Here is an 18864-nt window from a genome sequence, read left to right as displayed (position 1 = left end):
GTGCCTCAGCCGCCGCTCTCGGCGGTCCGCTGCAGACCGTCGAGGGTGGCCTTCGGGGAGCCGTTCATGGCGCCACCGAGGTTCTGCTGGACCGCGAGCTTGACCTTGTCCCACGTGGGGTCGTCGGTCGGCGTCAGCTTCGCGTTGGGCAGCGTGTTGAGGTAGACCTGCAGCGCCTTCTCGTTGGAGAAGTACGCGACGCCGGACTTCGTGACCGGCAGGAAGCCCTCGGCCTTGATGAAGGTGTTGACCTGGTCGGGCGTGTAGTAGAGGTTGTAGAAGGCCTTGACCGCCTTCTCGTTGCCCGGCTTCTTGAAGGCCATGAGGTAGTCGGTGACACCGAAGGTCTTGCTCTCGGTCCCGTCGTTGGACGGGAACGGCGCGACCGCGTAGTCGACCTTCTTGTCCTTGTCGAGGTCGGCCGCGAGCGGGCTGAAGCCGATGACCATGCCGGCCGTGCCGGACTTGAAGAGGTCGAAGGCGTCGGCGCGGTTGGTGCGGGCCGGGTTGTTCTGCGTGACCTTCTCGTCGGCGAGCTTCTTGAGGAAGTCCAGGGTCGCGACGTTCTTGTCGGAGTTGATGACCCAGTTGCCGTCGGTCTTCCAGTCGCCGCCGTTGTTGAACAGCCACATCGAGAACTCGCCCTGCGCCTCCTCGGGGCCGAGGGGCAGCGCGTAGCCGACCTTGCCGCCACCGAGAGCGGTGATCTTCTTGGCGTCGGCCTCGAGCTCGGTCCACGTCTTCGGCGGCGCGGCGATGCCGGCCTGCTGGAAGAGCGTCTTGTTGTAGAAGAACGCGCGGGCCGAGGACAGGTCGGGGAAGCCGTAGAACTTGCCCTGGTAGGTGCCGTACTTGACGAACGTGTCGAGGATGTCGTCCTTGACCACTGCGGGGAGCACCGCGTCGGAGTCGTAGAGCAGGCCGTCCTTGGCGTAGCTGGCGTACGCGTTGAGGTTGAGGATGTCGGGGGCCTGGTTGTTCTGGATCATGGTCGAGGACTGCTGGTCGATGTTGTCCCAGCTGACGACCTGCACCTCGAGGGTGTAGCCGGTCTTGTCGTGGTACGTCTTGGCGAAGGCGTCCCAGAACGCCTTCGTGTGGTCCTTGGAGTACTCGGCCGCGACGAGCTTGATCGTCTTGGCCTCCTCGCCGGTGCTGCCGGCAGTGCCCCCCGGTGCCGTCCCGGCACCTGTCCCTCCGCCGCAAGCGCCGAGGGCGAGGCCTGCGATGGCCAGCCCCGCGACGACCACAGACTGCTTCGTCGACCTCATGTCTCTCCTTGGTTCGGTGCCGGACGTGGTGGCAGCGTGGTGACGCGCCGACCCGGTCACACGGTGAGGACAACCTAGATCGGCGTGTTCGCCATCCGCAAGAGCAATTCTGACTGAATGTTCATTGTTTCGATCACAATCAAGCAAACGAGGCGTCGTCGCGTCAGACCTGGTGGATCTCGACACCGGCCTCGCGCAGGGCGTCGACCTCGCCGCGGTCAGCGCCCACCGTAGTGATGAGGTGGTCGATGCGCTCGGCAGGACAGATCGAGGCGAAGGTACGCGCTCCGAGTTTGTCACCCGTGGCGACGCAGATGACCTGTTTCGACCGCTCGATCATCGTGCGGATGATGGCGGCCTCCTCCTCGTGGCGGCACGTCGCCCCCTCGCGGGCCGAGAGACCGTTGACGCCGACGATGGCGACGTCGAGCCACAGCTGGTGGAGCACGAGCGTCGCGAGCGGGCCGGTGACCTCGTAGGACTCGGGACGGGCGACCCCGCCGAGCGACACGCACTGGACGTGAGGCCGGAGCACCGCCTCGGTCGCGATGTTGAGGGCGTTGGTGACGATCGTGATCTCGCCGTCGGCCGCGAGGTCCTCGCGCGCCGTGATCGCGCGCGACGTCGCGGTCGTCGTCGTGCCGCCGTTGAGGCCGATGACCTGGCCGGGCAGGACGAGAGCCGCCGCCGCCTCGGCGATCCGCGTCCGGTCGTCGTCGGCCATGCTGCTGCGGTAGCGGTAGGGCAGCTCGTAGGCGACGTTCGTCGCGACGACCCCGCCGTGGTTGCGGGCGACGAGCTGGCGCTTGGCGAGCTCGGAGAAGTCGCGCCGGATCGTGGCCTCGCTGACCCCGAGCAGCTCGGAGGCCTCGCCGACGCCGAGGCGGCCGGTCGTGGCGAGGCGGTCGAGCATGATCGACCAGCGGCTGGCGCGGTTGCGGGCGAGATCGCTCTCTTCGGTCACGCGCTGACGATACCGCGCAGTTCGAGCAATGGACATGTGCATCTCTGCGCGTTTACGCTGTGTTTCGCGCAAACACAATCAACACCGCCACGGCGAGAGCCGTGTGACCGTCGAACCGTCGGGAGCCACCATGCCGCAGACCACGCACCTCGCCCAGGAGATCGCCACGCAGCCGGACGACTGGGAGCGCGTCGTCACGCGCCTCGACGACGTCGCGCGGCACCTGCCGCGCCCCGGCGAGCGGGTCGCGACGATCGGCTGCGGCACGTCGTGGTTCATGGGACAGGCGTATGCCGCCCGCCGTGAGGCCCTCGGCCAGGGCCCCACCGACGCGTATGCCGCCTCCGAGCACCAGGTCGCGCGCGGCTACGACCGCGTCGTCCTCATCAGCCGCTCCGGCACGACGACCGAGGTCATGGCCGTCGTCGAGGAGCTGCGCGCCTCGGGCACCCCGCACGTGTCGATCGTCGCGACGGCCGGCACCCCGGTGGCCGAGCGCTCCGACGCGACGGTGCTGCTCGACGACGTCGACGAGCAGAGCGTCGTGCAGACCCGCTTCGCCACGACGACGCTCGCCCTGCTGCGCGCCTCGCTCGGTGACGACCTGCGACCGGTGGCCGAGCAGGCCCGAGCCGTCCTCGCGGAGGACGCCTCGACGGCATACGGCCACCTGGCGCCGTCGGAGCAGGTCACCTTCCTCGGACGCGGCTGGTCCAACGGCATCGCCAACGAGGCCGCGCTCAAGCTGCGCGAGTCGGCGCAGTTCTGGTCCGAGTCCTACCCGGCGATGGAGTACCGCCACGGACCGATCAGCATCGCGGCGCCGGGACGGGCCGTGTGGGCCTTCGGCGAGGTGCCGGAAGGCCTACCCGAGCAGGTGCACGCGACCGGTGCCCACTTCGAGCACCGCGACATCGACCCGCTCGCCGACCTCGTGCGCCTGCACCGGCTGTGCCTCGGCAAGGCCGACGCCGCCGGCCTCGACCCCGACGCCCCCCGCAACCTGACGAGGAGCATCGTCCTCACCTGACCCCACACCGTCGAGAGGCCAGAGTCTGCCGGTCCCGGCGCGTCGAGAGGCCAAAGTTCGCGACGAACTTTGGCCTCTCGACGCGCGCGCACCGGCGAAGTTTGGCCTCTCGACGGTGAGGGAGGGGTGGGGACCGAGGTCAGCGGAGCGCCAGGAGGGCCATCAGGCGGGCGGCCTCGTCCGTGACGGCGTCGCGGGCGGCGCCGAGGTACTTCCTCGTGTCGACCGTGGGCGATGCCTCGAGCCGCTCGGTCATCGCCCGCGTGAAGACCTGGTTGAGGTGCGTCGCGATGTTGACCTTGGTCATCCCGGCCCGCACCGCGGCCACGAGCCCCCCGTCGGGCACCCCGGACGAGCCGTGCAGCACGAGCGGCACCGGGACCGAGCGGCGCAGTGCCGCAATGAGATCCGTGTCCAGCTCGGCGGTGCGGTCGGTCATCGCATGGCTGCTGCCCACGGCCACGGCGAGCGCGTCGACGCCCGTGTCGGCGACGAACCGGGCCGCGTCGTCCGGGTCGGTGCGCACGCCCGGCGCATGGACGCCGTCCTTGCCGCCGACCTCCCCGAGCTCGGCCTCGACGCTGACCCCGGCCGCGCGGCAGAGCTCGACGACGCGACGGGTCACGGCCCGGTTCTCGTCGTCCGCGAGGGTCGAGCCGTCGAACATCACCGACGTCAGGCCGAGCCGGACCGCCTCCTCGACGAGCGAGACGTCCTCGGCGTGGTCGAGGTGCACGACGACCGGCTGCCTGCACGCGTCGGCGATGGCGAGCGTCGCCGCCGCGATCGGTGCGAGCGCGCCGTGGTAGCGCACGCAGTTCTCGGAGATCTGCATGACGACGGGTAGCCCGACGCGCTCGGCCGCCGCGGCGTAGGCCTCGGCGTGCTCGAGCTGGATGACGTTGAAGGCCGCCACGGCACGGCCGGCGACGGACGCCTCGGCGAGCAGGGGCGTCAGGGCGGAGCGGGTCACAGACGGATCTCCTCGATCTCGACGGTGGGGAGCAGACGGGTGACGTCGGCCGGGTCGACGGCGCCGGCGACGGGCTGGAGCACGGCCGCGGCCGACCAAGCGACGCCGCGGCGCAGGACCGCGGCCCACGCCTCGGGCCCCTGCGGCAGGTCGCCGTCACCGTCGAGGTCGGCCGCGAGCGACGCCGTCAGGGCGTCGCCCGCGCCGGTCGGGTTGCCCGACAGTGGCCGCGGCAGGTGGGCCCGGAGGGCGACGTCGTCGTGGACGAGGACCAAGCCGTTCGTGCCGTCGCTGATGACGGCGGCGCGCGCGCCGGCCGCCACGAGCGCGCGGGCCGCCCCGGGCACGGAAGGGACCTCGCCGCGGCCGAGCCCGGTGAGGGTCTGGGCCGCCTCGACGCGGTTGGGCTTGACGAGGTCGGGCCCCAGGGCGAGGGCGCGCGACAGGGGAGCCCCGCTCACGTCGAGGACGACGCGGAGACCGGCCTCGTGGGCCACGCGGGTGACCCGGCGGACGAGGTCGGGGTCGGTGCCCGGCGGGAAGCTGCCCGACACGGTCAGCGTCGACGCCTCCGGGGCGAGCGCCGCGATCTCGTCGGCGACGCGGTCCCAGACCCGCTGCGACTGGCCGATGCCGGGCTCGTTGAGCAGGGTCACCCGGCCGCTCGCCTCGACGACAGCGACCGACCGACGGGTCGGGCACGGTGACGGGACGAGCCGGTGCGGCACGCGGCGCGCGCCGAGGTCCGAGGCGAAGAGGTCCAGGTCCATCTCGCCGACGGGCGCCACCGCGACGGACCGGCAGCCCATGGACGTCAGCACCGCCGCGACGTTGAGCCCCTTGCCGCCGGCGCGCTCGCTCACCGAGGCGACGCGATGGGAGTCACCGAGGGCGACGAGGGGGACCGCATACGTGATGTCGAGCGCCGGGTTGGGCGTGAAGGTGATGATCATCGACCGACGAGGTCCAGGGCGATGGTCGCGGCGCCGAGCGAGCCCGCGCGGTCGCCGAGGGCGGCGGCGTGGACGGCGACGTCGTCGCGACCGCCGAGGCGGGCGGTGAGGGCGGTGCGCAGGGGCTCGAGCAGGGTCTCGCCGGCGTGGACGAGCCCGCCGCCGATGAGGACGAGCTCGGTGCCGGCAGCCGCCACGACGGGGGCGACCATGATGGCGAGCGCGTCGATGGCCTCCTGCCAGATGCGGCGCGCCTCGGGCTCGCCGGCCTCGGCGCGGCGGGCGACCTCCTCGGCGTCGCCGACGAGACCGGTCGCCTCGGACCAGCGGCGACCGATGGCGCCGGCGCTCGAGAGCGCCTCGAGGCAACCGCGCTGACCGCACGCGCAGAGCGGTCCGTCGGGCACGACGACGATGTGGCCGATCTCGCCCGTCCACAGCGAGCCGGTGACGAGCTGGCCCCGGCAGAGGATGGCACTCGCGAGACCGGTGCCGAGCGGCACGAAGAGCACGTTGTCGGCCTCGCGCGCAGCGCCGAGGCGGTGCTCGGCGAGCAGCCCGGAGCGCACGTCGTGGCCGACGGCGACGGGCACGTCGACGTGCGCCGCGATGCCGCCGCGCAGGTCGAGGTCGCGCCAGCCGAGGTTGGCCGACCACACCCCGATGCCGGTGACGTCGTCGACGAGCCCGGGCACGGCGACCCCGACGGCGAGCAGGTCGACGGCATCGTCGATCCGGGCGGTCAGCTCGACGACGGCCTTGGCGGCGACCTCGCCGAGCTGGTCGCCGACCTTCTCGGGCGTGGGCCGCAAGGCCTCGGCGAGGACCTGTCCGTCGGGGGTCACGAGAGCCGACTTGATCCGGGTGCCGCCGACGTCGATCCCGACCACTGCTTCGCGCATCACGACGCGCATTCTATGCGTATTACTGCACGGTTGAACACATGATCGAGCACATTTGGACAAGCGAGCGGCACGGTGGGCACGCGGCACAGCCTGCCACCCCCAGCCGGCCGCCGCTCGCGACGTCGGGCAGCGCATGACGTGGCCCGCCCCCGGGACGCCGGCACGCGGCATACGCAAACGGCTTGCAGCCGAACGCGGTCGGGACGACGCTGCGAATGGCACTGGGGATCCACAGCATCACGTTCGACGGCGCCGACTCGCGCGCCCTCGCGACGTTCTGGGCGGCCCTGCTCTTCATCCCGGTGCCCGAGGGCAACGAGTTCTGTCTCGAGCGGGGGAGGACGAGCGGGGTCCGCGAGCGTCCGCGGCACACCGGATCGGCTGACCGCGCTGGGTCTCAGGCGTCGGGGGCTGCGTCCGCGGCTGCGTCCGGGGCCGCGTCCGGGGCCGCGTCCGGGGCCGCGTCAGGCCCGGCGCCGTGGCGAGCGAGGAAGGCGGCCGCGGTGTCGGCGACCTCGCGCCAGCCGCTGTCGACGACGAGCGAGTGCCCGCGCCCCGGGATCTCGATGATCTCGGTGGGAGCCGGGTTCTTCAGCTGGCGCTTGTAGGAGGCGTGCGCGATGGCCCACGGCACGATGTGGTCCTGCTCGCCGCTGATGACGAGGAGCGGGCCGCGGTCGGGGCTGTCCGTGTCGACGCTGGCCTCGGTGCGCGGGTTGACGTTCGCTGTAGCGGCCTGGAAGAGGGGGCGACCCGGCGCCGCAACGGGATACGTGCGGTAGAGGTCGGCGGCCTCCTCGGCGCTGACGGCATTGGCGAAGGCGTAGCGGTACTGGTCGAAGGTCAGTGACACGTGCCGGTTGTAGTTCGCCGGGTTCATCAGGACGGGGGAGCTCGCGCGAAGGGCCGACAAGGGGAGGGGCAGCACACCGCGGAAGGGCGCCGGGTCGACGGCGACGGAGGCTCGGGCCAGTCCCTGGCCGGCGAGCTTCTGGGTGATGAGGCCGCCGAACGAGTGACCGATGACGACCGGCTCGCGATCGAGCAGGCGGATCACGTCGGCGACGTGGTCGGTGACCTGGCCGACGGTCTTGCCGGCGAAGACCTCCGGGTGCGCCCGAGCCTCCTCGACGGTCTCGGGGTCGTCGGGCCAGCCCGGGGCGAGCGTGGCGTAGCCGAGGGACTCGAAGTGCTCCCGCCACGCGTCCCAGCTGCTCGGGAGCAGCCAGAGGCCGTGGACGAAGACGACGGGCTGACGGCCGCTCGCGTTGGCGGCCTCGACCTCGGCGCGCTCGGTGTCGGTGATGACGGAGGTGACGGCGGGCGTGGCGGCTGGCGTGGTGCTCATGGTGTTCTCCCGTGCGGTGAGGGGCAGATGGGTCCAGCAGGTAGAACGATCGCGACAGGTCGCCGGGCTCGACGCCTGACGAGCCGCCTCAGTTCCCGGCGCGCGCGAGCGCCACCGTCTTGGGCACCACGAGGCGCCAGGCGTCGATGACGATCTCGCGCATCCGGTCGACGTCGAGCGCGTCGAGCCGCACCTCGACCCAGTTGAAGCGCAGATCGGACCGGCGCGGCATGAGGAAGACGTCGGGCTCGCTCGCGACGAGCACGTCGCGCTCCTCCTTGGGGAAGGCGAACCCCATCTGCGTCTCGTCGGCGGAGAACGCGAGCCACACGATCTTGCCGACACGGAACTTCACGCGGTCGTGGACGAGCACCTCGTACGAGCGAGGGAGCTGCTCGGCCACGCGCCGTACGTCGTCGATGGTCACGGGCACCCCTCCACCCTGCCATGCACGCCCGGGCGACACGCCGTCCGAAGCCTCTGACTCCGAGGGACCCGCTCGCTCCTGCGCCCGGCACCCTCCCCGACCCCTTCCGCGGACGCACGCGACGGCATACCCTGCCCCTGTCGCGACCTCGACGGCCCCCGGGCCGGGCGGGCTGAAACGTCGACTCCCTGACACACCGACAAGGAGACGACGTATGCCGTCCAACCCCATCCCGCCCGCCGCCCCCGGCACTGCGCCCACCGTCCCGCAGCGCCTGCTCGCCTTCCTCGACCGCCTCGGCGCCGAGCTCGACCGCCGCGGCGACGCCGTCGCGCTCCTCGGCCTCGGCTCGGTCGGCCGCGACCTGCACCGCCTCGACGACCACTCGGACGCCGACTTCTTCGTCGTCGTCGACGACACGGCCACGCGCGACCGTTACATCGCCGACATCGACTGGCTCGAGGCCGCGCACCCGGTCGTGTGGTCGTTCGAGAACAGCGAGCTCGGCCGCAAGGCGCTCCTCGAGGGCGACCTCTTCGCCGAGTACGCCGTCTTCGCCGTCGCCGACCTGGCGACCGCAGGCTATCCGCCGGGCCGCATCCACTGGAGTCGCGCCGACGCACCGGCCGACCTCGAGATCCCCAAAGCCTCACTGCCCCAGCCGCCCTCGCTCGAGCACGAGGTGGGCGAGGCGATCACCAACCTCTACGTCGGGCTGCACCGCGACCTGCGCGGCGAGCGCCTGACCGCGACCCGCTTCATCCAGGGGTATGCCGTCGACCGCTGGATCACGGTGCTGGGCCACCTGGGGCTCGGGCGCGGCGCGCAGCAGGACGTCTTCGTCGTCGACCGCGGCGTCGAGCGGCGCTTCGGTCCCGACCTGCTGCCGTTGGCCGACCTCGTGCCAGGCTACGAGCGCAACGCCCACGCGGCGGCGACGCTCCTGCGCCTGCTCGAGGCGCACGTCGAGCTCGAGCCGACGATCGTCGCGGCCGTCCGCGACCTCATCGCCCGGTCGGCGGCCGACGCTCAGTCCCGGGCGGTCTCGAGCTCGAGCTCGTAGACGAGCAGGGTCAGCGTGTCGATCGGTGACCAGTCGCGCTCGGGGGCGCGGGTGAAGCCGAAGCGCTCGTAGACGCGGTGGGCGGCGTGCATCATCGGCTGGGTCGAGAGCACGACGCGGCGGCGCCCGAGGGCCCGCGCCCGGTCGATGCACGCGCGGACGAGGGCCGTCCCGACGCCGCGACCACGGCCCTCGGGGGCGACGGCCAGCGTGCGGAACTCGGCCTCACCCTCGCGCGCGACGTCGGCGAACGGGCCGGGAGCACCGACGAAGGCGACACCGCCGAGGACCGCGCCCGCGTCGTCGACCGCGACGAGGACCTCTGCGTGCTCGGCCCGACGCCCGACGTCCCGGAGCACGGCGAGGTAGGGGTCCGCCGCGCCGTAGTCGAGCAGCCCGTCGTCGAGGTAGGCCGCGGCCGTCAGCTCGCCGAGTCGCTCGTAGTCGTCCGGGCGCACGGCCCGGATCGTGAAGCCGTCCATGCGCGCCAGTGTCGCAGCCGCGGGCCGACCATCGTCCGAGACGTCTCCCAGGTGACCGGCAGGGTGCACCCAGCCGGTTCGCAGAAACCGCACCTACGTTCCGAGACGGCTCGAGCGAGCCGCCTCGGGGGCTACAGGGAAGGGGCAGCATGCGCACACACAGCAGGCGCAGCAGGACACTCGTGGGGGTCGGGCTCGCCTCGAGCGCCCTCGCGCTCGGCACGACCTTCGCAGCCGGATCGGCGGCGTCGGCCGCCGGCACGGACGGCAGCGACATCGTCTACACCGTCCACCCACTGACGAAGCAGTTCTCCACGGGCACGAAGCCGGGCGCGCTGCCGACGCCGTCGCAGTGCGTGGCCGGGATCGGGCTCGCCTGCTACACCCCGGCACTCATCCGCAAGGCGTACGACGTCCCCGACGGGTGGACCGGCAAGGGACAGCGCATCGTCATCGTCGACGCCTACGGCAGCCCGACGGTCCGCGGCGACCTCGACGTCTTCAGCCAGACGTTCGGCCTGCCCAAGGCCGACCTCAACGTCTACTACCCGGCCGGGCGGCCGCAGACGAGCACGGCCCACCGGGGCCAGCCGCTCAGCTGGGCGGGGGAGACGAGCCTCGACGTCCAGTGGGCGCACGCCATCGCGCCCGACGCGACGATCAACCTCGTCGTCGCGCCGAACAACTACGGCAACGCGCTCAACGTCGCGGTGAAGTACGCCGTCGACCACGACCTCGGCGACGTCCTGTCGATGAGCTACGGCGCCGACGAGGCCGCGATCAAGGGCAAGGGCAACAACCTCCAGGTCCAGCAGTCGCACGCGAACTTCGCGGCGGCCGCGGCCAAGGGGATCTCGCTCTTCGCCTCCTCCGGCGACGACGGCGCCTCGAACGGCGGCCCGGCCCTCGCGGCCGGCTACCCGGCATCCGACCCGCTCGTCACGGCGGTGGGCGGCACGAACCTCTTCGCCAGCGACTCCGGCGCCTACGAGGGCGAGACGGTCTGGGGCGACGAGGCGTCGTGCGCCGTGCACCAGCCGTTCGGCTGCACCCTCGGGCCGATCGGCGCGACGGGCGGCGCCCCGAGCACGATCTTCCCGGCGCCCGCCTACCAGGCCGGCGTCAACGGCAACGCGATGCGTACGACCTCCGACGTCTCCTACAACGCATCGGTCTACACGTCGGTCTTCGTCTACGAGGGCTTCAACGCCAACCCGGACGACAACGGTTTCTACTTCTACGGCGGCACGAGCTCGGGCTCGCCGCAGTGGGCCGCGATCGGCGCCCTCGCCGACCAGCAGGCGGGTCACCGTCTCGGCACCCTCAACCCGGCGCTCTACGCGATCGGCACGGGGGCAACGCATGCGCTCGCCTTCCACGACGTGACGTCGGGCAACAACGCCTGGCAGGGACCGGGCCTCGACGCGAAGGCCGGCTACGACGACCCGACCGGCCTCGGCTCACCGGACGTCTCGAACCTCGTGGGGCAGCTCGTCCACTGACCCATCGCGTATGCCGTGTCGTGGCCACCCAGCGCTCCGCTGGGTGGCCACGCCGTCAGCGTCCCGCCGCAGCCTGCTCCACGAGCTTGGTGAAGCGGGCGGAGTAGTGCGTGAACCCGCCGGCGTGACTCGCGTCGTCGAAGGTGACCGTGGTCGCCCCGGCCCGGGCGGCCATGGAGCGCTGCAAGGCCGGGTCGATGACCCGGTCGGCGCCGGAGACGGCATACCAGGACGGGATGGCAGGCCACGCGACCTCGGCCGACGGCGCGAACAGGATGCTGAGATCCGTGGGCGTCTGCGCATGATCGAGCGTGGCCGCGAGCCGGGGGTTCAGGTCCTGCGCGAAGTCGTCGCGGAAGCTCGTCGACGTGATGGTGGCGCGACCGGTGCTGTCGAAGGTGAGGTGACCGGGCGCCAGGAAGGCGGCCGGCGCATAGCCCGCGCCGAGCCCGATGATGCTCTCCCCGGGTGCGGGGACGAAGGCGGCCGTGTAGACGAGCGCTGACACGTCGCTGCGCCCGGCGGTGGCGTCGGTGATGACGAAGCCGCCGTAGGAGTGCCCGACCACGACCTTGGGGCCGGGCACCGCATCGAGGGTCGCCCTGACCGTCGCGATGTCGTCGACCGTGCCGGACAGTGGCAACGTCACGGCGACCGTGGTGTAGCCGTCCTTGCGCAGCGCGGAGGCGACCTCGTTCCACGATGACGGACCGGAGAACGCGCCGTGCACGAGCACGATGGTGGGGCCTGCCGCTACGGACGGCCGTGCCACGGACGAGGCAGGCCCGGCCTGAGCCGGGGTCCCCGCCAGGAGAGCGACGAGCGCGGCGAGCGCCACGCCGGCGAGCCACGTCGAACGTCGCCGGACGCCCGACGCGCCGCGTCCGCTCCACGACCGGCGGGGACGAGCCCCGGGGTCCGGCGACGGGATGGGCGGTGCGGTGGTCACGATGCCGGACCGGTTGCTGGACATGTGGTTCTCCTCGTGCTCGGAGGTCAGGTGGTGGTGATGAGGCCGCCGTCGATGGCGACGTCGGCTCCGGTGATGTTCCCCGCGACGTCGCTGGCCAGGAAGGCGACCAGGTTGGCCACCTCGCTGGGCCGGGTGAAGCGGCCAGTGGCGGACTCCCCGGCCGCAGCAGCGGCGACGGCGGAAGGGTCGGTGCCCTGCCGTGCGGACACCGCGGCGGCGACCCCGCCGGCGCCCAGCCAGAGGTCGGTGGAGACCGGCCCCGGGCTCACGGTGTTGACGCGGATCCCCTTCGGGCCCAGTTCCTTCGAGAGGGACTTGCAGAAGCTCCGCAACGCCGCCTTGGCCGCGCTGTAGTCGATGACGCCCGGGTCGGCCAGGACGGCGTTGACCGAGCTGGTGCACACGATGACGCCCCGGCCACGAGCCAGCATCATCGGCAGGGCGGCGCGGGTGGTGCGCACGGCGGCCATGAGGTTGAGCGTGTACGTCGTCGCCCACTGCTCGTCCGTCACGGCCAGGAAGCCGTCCAGCCGCGGGGTCACCGCTCCGACGTTGTTGACGAGGATGTCGAGACGTCCACGCCCGGCAGCGGCGTCGACGAGGTGGGCCACCCCGTCGGGTTGACCGAGGTCGGCGGCGACGTAGGTCACCGTCCCGGTGCGGGTCAACGCCTCCAGCTCTGCCGACGTCTCGCGCGCGCCGGCCACCACCGTGACCCCCTCGTCGGCCAGCACGCTCGTGATGGCGAGACCGATCCCCTTGCTCGCACCGGTGACGACGGCGACCTGCCCCGCCAGCCCGAGGTCCACGCTCAGAGGCCTTGCTCATGCAGCCAGGCCAGCACGGCCTGGGCGATCTCGCTCCAGCCACTGTCGATCGTCAGCGAGTGACCCCGACCCTCGAACTGACGCAGCTCGGTGACCGCGGTCGAGTGGCGGTACTGCTTCAGCGTCGACCGGGTGACGGCGTCGGGAACCGTGTGGTCCTTCAGGCCGGAGATCAGCAGGAGCGGCCCGCGCGTGGCGTTCCGGGTGTCGACCGCCGCCTCCGAGTGGAGCGAGAAGTTGGCGGCCGCGGCCTGGAACAGGGGCTTCGCGGGTGACGGGATGCTCCACTTCTCGTAGAGGGCCTCCGACTCCTCCTCGCTCACCGCGTTCCCGAAGCCGAAGCGGAACTCCTTGGCCGTCAGCGAGACCGCCTTGTTGCGGTTGGCGGGGTTGCCGAGGGCCGGCAGTCCGGCGCGGAGCTGGGCGAGCGGGAGCGGGAGGACGCCCTTGATCTGCGCCGGGTCGATGGCGACCGCCGCGGCGGCCTTTCCCTGCCCCAGCAGCTTCTCGGCGATGAGCCCGCCGAACGAGTGACCGATGACGACCGGCGGCTCCGAGGACCCGTCGATCAGTGACGCGTAGTGGTTCGTCACGTCGTCGATGCCCAGACCCGCGACGGCCTCCGGCTGCTGGCGAGCCTCGGCCACGGTCTCGGCCTCGTGAGGCCACCCGGGCGCGGTGGGCGAGTAGCCCGCCTGAGCGAAGGCCTCGACCCACGGGGCCCAGCTGGTCCGGTGGAGCCACAGTCCGTGGATGAAGATGACGGGGCGCGGGGCTGGCTGCATGAGGGTGCCTCCGAAGCAGATGCGGGCTGGGCGACCTCCTGGCCGTCCACGGGTGTCGCAGGGGACGGCGACGGTTCCGAGTCTTGCCGCAGCCGTCGCCACACGTCCAAGACCCGTTCCGAACGGATCGATAACCGCGAGATCCCCTCCGGCAGCGGCCGGCTCGATAGCGTGGGCGACGGAGACCGACACCCCGCTACGCCCATCCAGTCCACGGCCTCCACGGAGGCGTCGGCATGGACCTGGAGCTTCGACTGGTGCGCTACTTCGTGGCGGTCGCCGACGAGCTGCACTTCGGTCGTGCAGCGGCACGGCTCTACGTGAGCCAGCCGGCCCTCTCCAAGCAGATCCGCAAGCTCGAGGACCAGCTCGGCGAACCCCTCTTCGTGCGGGACAGCCGGCATGTGACCCTGACGACGCGAGGGGAGCGGTTCCTCGTGGACGCCCGTCGGCTCCTGGCGCTGGCGGACTCGATGTCCGCACGGACCCGACCCGAGGGGGTGAGCATCGCCCATGTGTTCGAGCTGTCCACGAGCCAGGTCGTCGCCGACGCCTTCAGGCTCGCCGAGCCGGGGATCCCCCTGCGAGAGCACGCCATGGACAGCGTCACGCAGCTCAACGCGCTCCTGCAGGGCCGGCTCGACGTCGCCATCCTGCGCGTCACGCCGCGGATGAAGGTCGCACACCCCACCGGCTGGCGCCACCGGCTCCTGCGCCTCGAGCCCCTCGTGCTCGTGGGCCGACACGAGGAGGGGCACCAGGGGCGGGTGTCGTTCGGCGACCGGCCGTTGCACGTCTTCGGGGACCCGCCCAGCTCCGGAACCTACAACGCGCACGGACAGTACCTGACCGCCCTGGAGCAACGACTCGGTCTCACGATGCAGTGGCTCGGAACACCGGGCGCCTTCAGTCACTGCCTCTCGCACGTTCGATGGGCACCCGACAGCATCCACTACCTCGAGTTCCTCAGCTACGCGGAGAAGTACGTCGCCGAGGGGCTGCACATGTCCTGGCCCGACGAGATCCAGCCGTACTACCCGTGGTCGCTCGCCTGGCGCGCGGACGACGTGGACGCGACGACGACTCGCCTCATCGAGGTCTCGGTCGGCGCGGCCGAGGACCTCGGCTGGCTGGCCTCAGGTCGGGACGGCAGACACGCCCCCGCCTGGTTGCCGGATGACGACCCTGCCTGGGCGGAGGTCCTCACAGCCGACCCGGGCGCGCACGGGACGGGTCCGGCGACGGCCGCGGCAGCGGAGATGGCACCGGGCCCCTGACCCAGATCCCGGACCCAGCTCTCCTCCGAGGCGCGGACCTCCGTCTGCCGTGCTGCGGCTTGCGCCCTTCTTGCGGAGTTCTTGCCGGTGTGTCCGACGGTGTCTTGCACGACGCGGAGGAGTGTTCGCCACATGAACTCGGTGATCCTCGACGGAGCAGCCTCCCTGGCTGCGGCTTGGCCTCTCGCGCTTCTCACCATCCTCGTCGGCTCCCTCTTCGCCACGGCCTACGTCCGCGCCGGCCGGCCGACGGGCGCCGGGCCGCGTTGGGACGACGCCGTCCCGGGCCGGGCCTGCCGCTCGGCCGGACACAGCTACCTCAAGCGCGAGACCGGATGGTGCTGCTCGCAGTGCGGTGACGAGATCGCGGACCAGACGTACATCCCACACGTCGCCGGGGCGGGCGCCGGCGTCTGAACGCATGTGCGTCGGCGGTGCACCTCGCCACGATCGGTGCGCCCTGCACGGCGCACTCGTCGACGCAGCGCGCACCCCTGGGCCGACGCTCCCTGGTGCGAGATGGTGCGTGGTGGTGCGCGTGAAGCCGCAGCGTCAGGCGGCGAGGCGCCAGGCGAGGACGCCGAAGAGCACGCCGAGCGAGTTCGTCGCCCAGTGCATCCCGACGCTCGCGAAGAGGCTGCCGCTGCGTCGGCGCAGCTCGCCGGCGAGGACGCCACCGAGCGCGGTGAAGAGCACGGTGCCACCGACGACGGCGACCTTGGCGAAGGGGCCCAGCCCGGAGACGGCGGAGCCGATCGCCTCGTTGCCGGTGGCCGAGGCCATGGCGGGGAGGACGTGCCAGAGGCCGAAGAGCAGGGACGACCCGGCGAGCACCTGCCACATCCGGGCGTGCCGGGAGAGGAAGCCCCAGAGCACGGAGCGGAAGGCGACCTCCTCGAGCAGGATCGTGCCCACGGGGATCATGACGAAGGCCGTGAGCAGCGCACCGGCCGGGGGCAGGTGGTAGCGCACGTCGAGGAACGCCGTGCGTGTCATCGGGAGCAGGACGCCGACGAGGTAGACGAGCCCGACGACGGCGATGACACCGAGGCCCCAACGGATGCCGCGGGCGTGGGTGTGCCGGGCCAGGCCGAGCTGGTGCCACGACAGGCCCTGCCACCGGGCGAACGCCAGAAGGGCGACGGCACCGACCGGGCCCAGCCACATCGTGTCCCAGCCGAGCACGTGGTTGGCGACGTTGACGCCGGCGAGGGCGAAGACGACGGCCACCGTGGCGGCCAGACGCGCGCGCCGTCCGCGGGCGATGAGCGTCAGTCGACGCCGCCGCACCGGGTCAGGGGCACCGTCGTGCAGCACGCTCCGGGAGGTCGTGACGATGCCGTCGGTCGGGGACGCGACGGCGACAACGGGACTCACGGCTGGGCTGCTCATTACCTCGATTTTCGCACGTCAACCTGTGCAGGACCTGTGCTGACACGGCGCCCCGACCTCGCCTGCCACCGGGGTCACAGACACCCCAGCCGACCCCCGGACCACAGCATGCGGGCCGCCCCGCCGGCAGAGACCGCGGACGTCGAGCAGACGCTTCGCGCGCTCGACCCCGGTGTGCGCATCGGGACGGAGGCGTGGTTCGACCCGGGGCAGAAGCTCGCCGGTTGGCACGTGCCCGGGTGGATGCCAGCGGTGGGGTTCCTGCTCTGGCTCGCCACCGTCGCCCTGCTGTCCAACGGCGCGCAGCCGTGGTGGGCCAGCCGCTGGGCCTGGTTCTGGGCGCTCTTCTCCCCGGCCGCGGTCGTGGCCGTCCCGCTCTTCCTGCTCCTCTCGGGCCCGTCGCCCGGGGTCGCCGACACGGTGCCCACGGGCCGTCGTCTCACGGGCGGCTGGGCCTTCATCCTGCTCTTCCTCGTGGCACCCTCCGCCGTGACTGCGCTCGGCGGCTTCTGAACGGAGCGCGTCAGCGACGGCGGACGACGAGCCCGCGGAGGTACTCGGCCTGACCGAGGTGCTTGGCCGCGTCGTCGAGGACGGAGACGAGGCGCACCGCCACCGTGACGGGCGGGTCCCAGCGAGCGTCGACGACGCGGGCGTATGCCGTGTCGTCGAGCTCCTCGACGAGCTCGACCGTGCGCTCGTGCACCGCTGCGTGGTACTCGGCGAAGAGAGCCGGGTCGGCGACGGTGAAACGGCCCACGTCGGCCGAGGTCATGCTCCAGCCGTGCACGTCCGCGGGGTAGGGCAACCCGAACCGCTCGACCCAGCCGTCGCCGCGCCACACCGAGTCGTCGGCATCGGCGAGCCGGGACACCTGGTCGTCCTGCTGTCGGGCGAGGTGCCAGACGAGCCACGCGATGTGGTTCGCGTCGGCGTCGGGGCGCCAGAGCAGCTCGTTGACGGAGAGGCCGTCGACGACCTCCGGCAGGCCGTCTCGGATGCGGCCGAAGCCGTCGAGCATCAGGTCGCGTGCGATGTCGGTCGTCATGTCGTCCACCTAACCAGCATGCATCCGATGCCGAAACAGCCTCCGGCCGTGCCGGCACCACGCCGATCCGGATCCTTTGCACCAGAGGCGGGCCGGACGAAACGGACCTTTGCCACCCGATGTATCTGGACGGGCCGCCCGGTCTCTGAACCCCCGCGCCCACCACACGCAACGACGCCGGGCGCCCCGACCCAGGAGACCAGCAATGACGACCACCCTGACCCCCACCGCCCGACGGGCCCCGAGCCTCGCCGGACTCTGCGACGGTGCGGTCCACCTCCCCGGCGACCCCGGCTACGACGCGGCACGCCTGCCGTGGAACGTCGCCCTCGACCAGCGCCCGGCCGCCGTCGCCCTGCCGCACACCGTCGCGGACGTCCAGGCCGTCGTCCGCGCGGCTGCTGCCGACGGCCTGAGGGTCGCCCCGCAGAGCACCGGGCACAACGCCGGGCCGCTCGTCGGGCGCGGTCTCGACGACGTCGTCCTCGTCCGCACCGAGCGGATGCGCGGCGTCACCATCGACGCGACCCGCCGCATCGCCCGGGTCGAGGGCGGCGCCCTGTGGATCGACGCGACCGAGCCCGCGGCCGACCACCGGCTCGCGGCGCTGCACGGCAGCTCGCCGGACGTCGGCATCGCCGGCTACAGCCTCGGTGGTGGCATCGGCTGGTACGCCCGCAAGCTCGGCCTGGCCACCAACAGCCTCACGGCCGTCGAGCTCGTCACCGCGGACGGCGAGCACGTGCGCGCCGACGCGACGCAGAACGTCGAGCTCTTCTGGGCGCTGCGGGGCGGCGGCGGCAACTTCGGCGTCGTCACCGCGCTCGAGTTCCGCCTCTACCCGATCGAGACGGCGTATGCCGGCATGCTCGTCTGGGACCGCGACCAGGCCGAGCGCGTGCTGCGTCGCTGGGCCGACTGGGCGCCCGAGGCGCCCGACGCCGTGACGACGGCCTTCCGCTTCCTCAACGTGCCGCCCCTGCCGGCGATCCCCGAGCCGTTGCGCGGCCGGTCCCTCGTCGTCATCGACGGCGCGGTGCTGGGCTGCGACGCGGAGGCCCGCGGGGTCCTCGGGATGCTGCGCGGGCTCGGACCCGAGATCGACACCTTCGACCGCGTGCCGGCCCGGTCGCTGACCCGGCTGCACATGGACCCGGAGGGCCCGACACCCGCGGTCTCGGACGGCACGCTCATCGGCGAGCTCGGTGACGCGACGATCGACACGCTCCTCGAGCAGGTCGGCCCCGGCTCGACGTCGTCGCTGCTCTCGACCGAGCTGCGCCAGCTCGGCGGCGCCCTCGGCCGCGCGCCCGAGGGCCACGGCGCCCTCGCGACGATCGACGCGGCATACGCCGTCTTCGCCGTCGCCATCGCGGCGACGCCGGAGCTGGCGATGCAGGGGCAGCTGGACGCCCACACGCTCACCGGCTCGCTCGAGCCGTGGTCGACGGGCCGCAGCTACCTCAACTTCGCCGAGAACGAGGTCGACGCCCGTACGGGTTACACCGAGTCGGCGTGGCTGCAGCTCAAGGGGATCCGGTCGGCGTACGACCCCGACGACCGCTTCCTCGCCAACCACCGAGTCCCCCGTCTCTTCGAGGACGGCGCGGTCACCGAGTGACGGCTGGTTCGAGGTGATCGCGT

20 protein-coding genes are annotated in these 18864 nt (G+C 72.2%); 7 read left to right on the top strand and 13 right to left on the bottom strand.

Going from position 1 to position 18864, the window contains the following annotated elements:
* Window positions 1-5: 5 nt before the first annotated feature.
* Window positions 6-1271 carry an extracellular solute-binding protein gene (locus tag NR112_RS06730; RefSeq protein ID WP_256793208.1) on the bottom strand — a complete coding sequence of 422 codons (1266 nt, stop codon included), beginning with the start codon at window positions 1269-1271 and terminating at the stop codon, window positions 6-8.
* 163 nt (window positions 1272-1434) lie between these two features.
* Window positions 1435-2235 (bottom strand): DeoR/GlpR family DNA-binding transcription regulator, encoded by an 801-nt coding sequence (locus tag NR112_RS06725; protein WP_256793207.1) that lies wholly within the window; start codon window positions 2233-2235, stop codon window positions 1435-1437.
* A 130-nt stretch (window positions 2236-2365) separates the two neighbouring features.
* Between NR112_RS06725 and NR112_RS06720 the strand changes: the two genes are divergently transcribed.
* A complete protein-coding gene (locus NR112_RS06720) occupies window positions 2366-3265 on the top strand; it encodes an SIS domain-containing protein (RefSeq protein WP_256793206.1) in 900 nt (299 codons plus the stop codon).
* A gap of 139 nt (window positions 3266-3404) precedes the next feature.
* Here the strand turns inward: NR112_RS06720 and NR112_RS06715 are convergent, their stop codons facing one another.
* From NR112_RS06715 to NR112_RS06695, 5 genes are all read right to left on the bottom strand, one after another.
* Window positions 3405-4238, bottom strand: coding sequence for a class II fructose-bisphosphate aldolase (locus NR112_RS06715; protein WP_256793205.1), 834 nt, complete (start codon window positions 4236-4238; stop codon window positions 3405-3407).
* On the bottom strand, window positions 4235-5191 hold the full coding sequence (locus NR112_RS06710) for a 1-phosphofructokinase family hexose kinase (RefSeq protein WP_256793204.1): 957 nt from the start codon (window positions 5189-5191) through the stop codon (window positions 4235-4237). Before NR112_RS06710 ends, NR112_RS06715 begins: the two co-directional genes overlap by 4 nt.
* Window positions 5188-6093 (bottom strand): ROK family protein, encoded by a 906-nt coding sequence (locus NR112_RS06705; RefSeq protein WP_256793339.1) that lies wholly within the window; start codon window positions 6091-6093, stop codon window positions 5188-5190. The genes NR112_RS06710 and NR112_RS06705 overlap by 4 nt, the downstream gene beginning before the upstream one ends.
* A gap of 400 nt (window positions 6094-6493) precedes the next feature.
* Window positions 6494-7444, bottom strand: a complete 951-nt coding sequence (locus tag NR112_RS06700; protein WP_256793203.1) for an alpha/beta hydrolase — start codon at window positions 7442-7444, stop codon at window positions 6494-6496.
* A gap of 88 nt (window positions 7445-7532) precedes the next feature.
* Window positions 7533-7871 (bottom strand): MmcQ/YjbR family DNA-binding protein, encoded by a 339-nt coding sequence (locus tag NR112_RS06695; RefSeq protein ID WP_256793202.1) that lies wholly within the window; start codon window positions 7869-7871, stop codon window positions 7533-7535.
* 214 nt (window positions 7872-8085) lie between these two features.
* Between NR112_RS06695 and NR112_RS06690 the strand changes: the two genes are divergently transcribed.
* On the top strand, window positions 8086-8934 hold the full coding sequence (locus tag NR112_RS06690) for a hypothetical protein (protein ID WP_256793201.1): 849 nt from the start codon (window positions 8086-8088) through the stop codon (window positions 8932-8934).
* On the opposite strand, the gene NR112_RS06685 is transcribed toward NR112_RS06690, so the two are convergent.
* The gene (locus NR112_RS06685; RefSeq protein ID WP_256793200.1) at window positions 8901-9416 is read right to left on the bottom strand and encodes a GNAT family N-acetyltransferase; all 516 of its coding nucleotides are present in this window, start codon (window positions 9414-9416) and stop codon (window positions 8901-8903) included. The genes NR112_RS06690 and NR112_RS06685 overlap by 34 nt on opposite strands.
* A 149-nt stretch (window positions 9417-9565) precedes the next feature.
* On the opposite strand from NR112_RS06685, the gene NR112_RS06680 reads away from it, so the two are divergent.
* Complete coding sequence (locus tag NR112_RS06680) at window positions 9566-10918, top strand: S53 family peptidase (RefSeq protein ID WP_256793199.1); 1353 nt, start codon at window positions 9566-9568, stop codon at window positions 10916-10918.
* A gap of 55 nt (window positions 10919-10973) precedes the next feature.
* Here NR112_RS06680 and NR112_RS06675 read toward each other — a convergent pair whose 3' ends face one another.
* The 3 genes from NR112_RS06675 to NR112_RS06665 are packed head-to-tail and all read right to left on the bottom strand — an operon-like array spanning window position 10974 to window position 13503.
* Window positions 10974-11891, bottom strand: coding sequence for an alpha/beta hydrolase (locus NR112_RS06675; protein WP_256793198.1), 918 nt, complete (start codon window positions 11889-11891; stop codon window positions 10974-10976).
* Between the two features lie 23 nt (window positions 11892-11914).
* The gene (locus NR112_RS06670) at window positions 11915-12700 is read right to left on the bottom strand and encodes an oxidoreductase (protein ID WP_256793197.1); all 786 of its coding nucleotides are present in this window, start codon (window positions 12698-12700) and stop codon (window positions 11915-11917) included.
* A 2-nt stretch (window positions 12701-12702) separates the two neighbouring features.
* Window positions 12703-13503 (bottom strand): alpha/beta hydrolase, encoded by an 801-nt coding sequence (locus tag NR112_RS06665; RefSeq protein ID WP_256793196.1) that lies wholly within the window; start codon window positions 13501-13503, stop codon window positions 12703-12705.
* Between the two features lie 236 nt (window positions 13504-13739).
* Between NR112_RS06665 and NR112_RS06655 the strand changes: the two genes are divergently transcribed.
* Both NR112_RS06655 and NR112_RS06650 read left to right on the top strand, forming a co-directional pair.
* Window positions 13740-14780: a LysR family transcriptional regulator gene (locus NR112_RS06655; protein WP_306216823.1), complete on the top strand. Its 1041-nt coding sequence runs from the start codon at window positions 13740-13742 to the stop codon at window positions 14778-14780.
* A 132-nt stretch (window positions 14781-14912) separates the two neighbouring features.
* Window positions 14913-15197 (top strand): hypothetical protein, encoded by a 285-nt coding sequence (locus tag NR112_RS06650; RefSeq protein WP_256793195.1) that lies wholly within the window; start codon window positions 14913-14915, stop codon window positions 15195-15197.
* A 135-nt stretch (window positions 15198-15332) separates the two neighbouring features.
* On the opposite strand, the gene NR112_RS06645 is transcribed toward NR112_RS06650, so the two are convergent.
* Window positions 15333-16157 carry a CPBP family intramembrane glutamic endopeptidase gene (locus tag NR112_RS06645; protein WP_256793194.1) on the bottom strand — a complete coding sequence of 275 codons (825 nt, stop codon included), beginning with the start codon at window positions 16155-16157 and terminating at the stop codon, window positions 15333-15335.
* Window positions 16158-16280: 123 nt separating this feature from the next.
* Between NR112_RS06645 and NR112_RS06640 the strand changes: the two genes are divergently transcribed.
* Window positions 16281-16685 (top strand): hypothetical protein, encoded by a 405-nt coding sequence (locus NR112_RS06640; protein WP_256793193.1) that lies wholly within the window; start codon window positions 16281-16283, stop codon window positions 16683-16685.
* A 10-nt stretch (window positions 16686-16695) separates the two neighbouring features.
* On the opposite strand, the gene NR112_RS06635 is transcribed toward NR112_RS06640, so the two are convergent.
* On the bottom strand, window positions 16696-17220 hold the full coding sequence (locus NR112_RS06635) for a DinB family protein (protein WP_256793192.1): 525 nt from the start codon (window positions 17218-17220) through the stop codon (window positions 16696-16698).
* A 205-nt stretch (window positions 17221-17425) separates the two neighbouring features.
* Between NR112_RS06635 and NR112_RS06630 the strand changes: the two genes are divergently transcribed.
* Window positions 17426-18841, top strand: a complete 1416-nt coding sequence (locus NR112_RS06630; protein WP_256793191.1) for an FAD-binding oxidoreductase — start codon at window positions 17426-17428, stop codon at window positions 18839-18841.
* Window positions 18842-18864 lie beyond the last annotated feature (23 nt).

This window comes from Terrabacter sp. Ter38 (assembly GCF_024519435.1).
In the GTDB taxonomy this organism is placed as follows: Bacteria; Actinomycetota; Actinomycetes; order Actinomycetales; family Dermatophilaceae; genus Terrabacter.
This window is presented reverse-complemented; position numbering and strand designations above follow the sequence as displayed.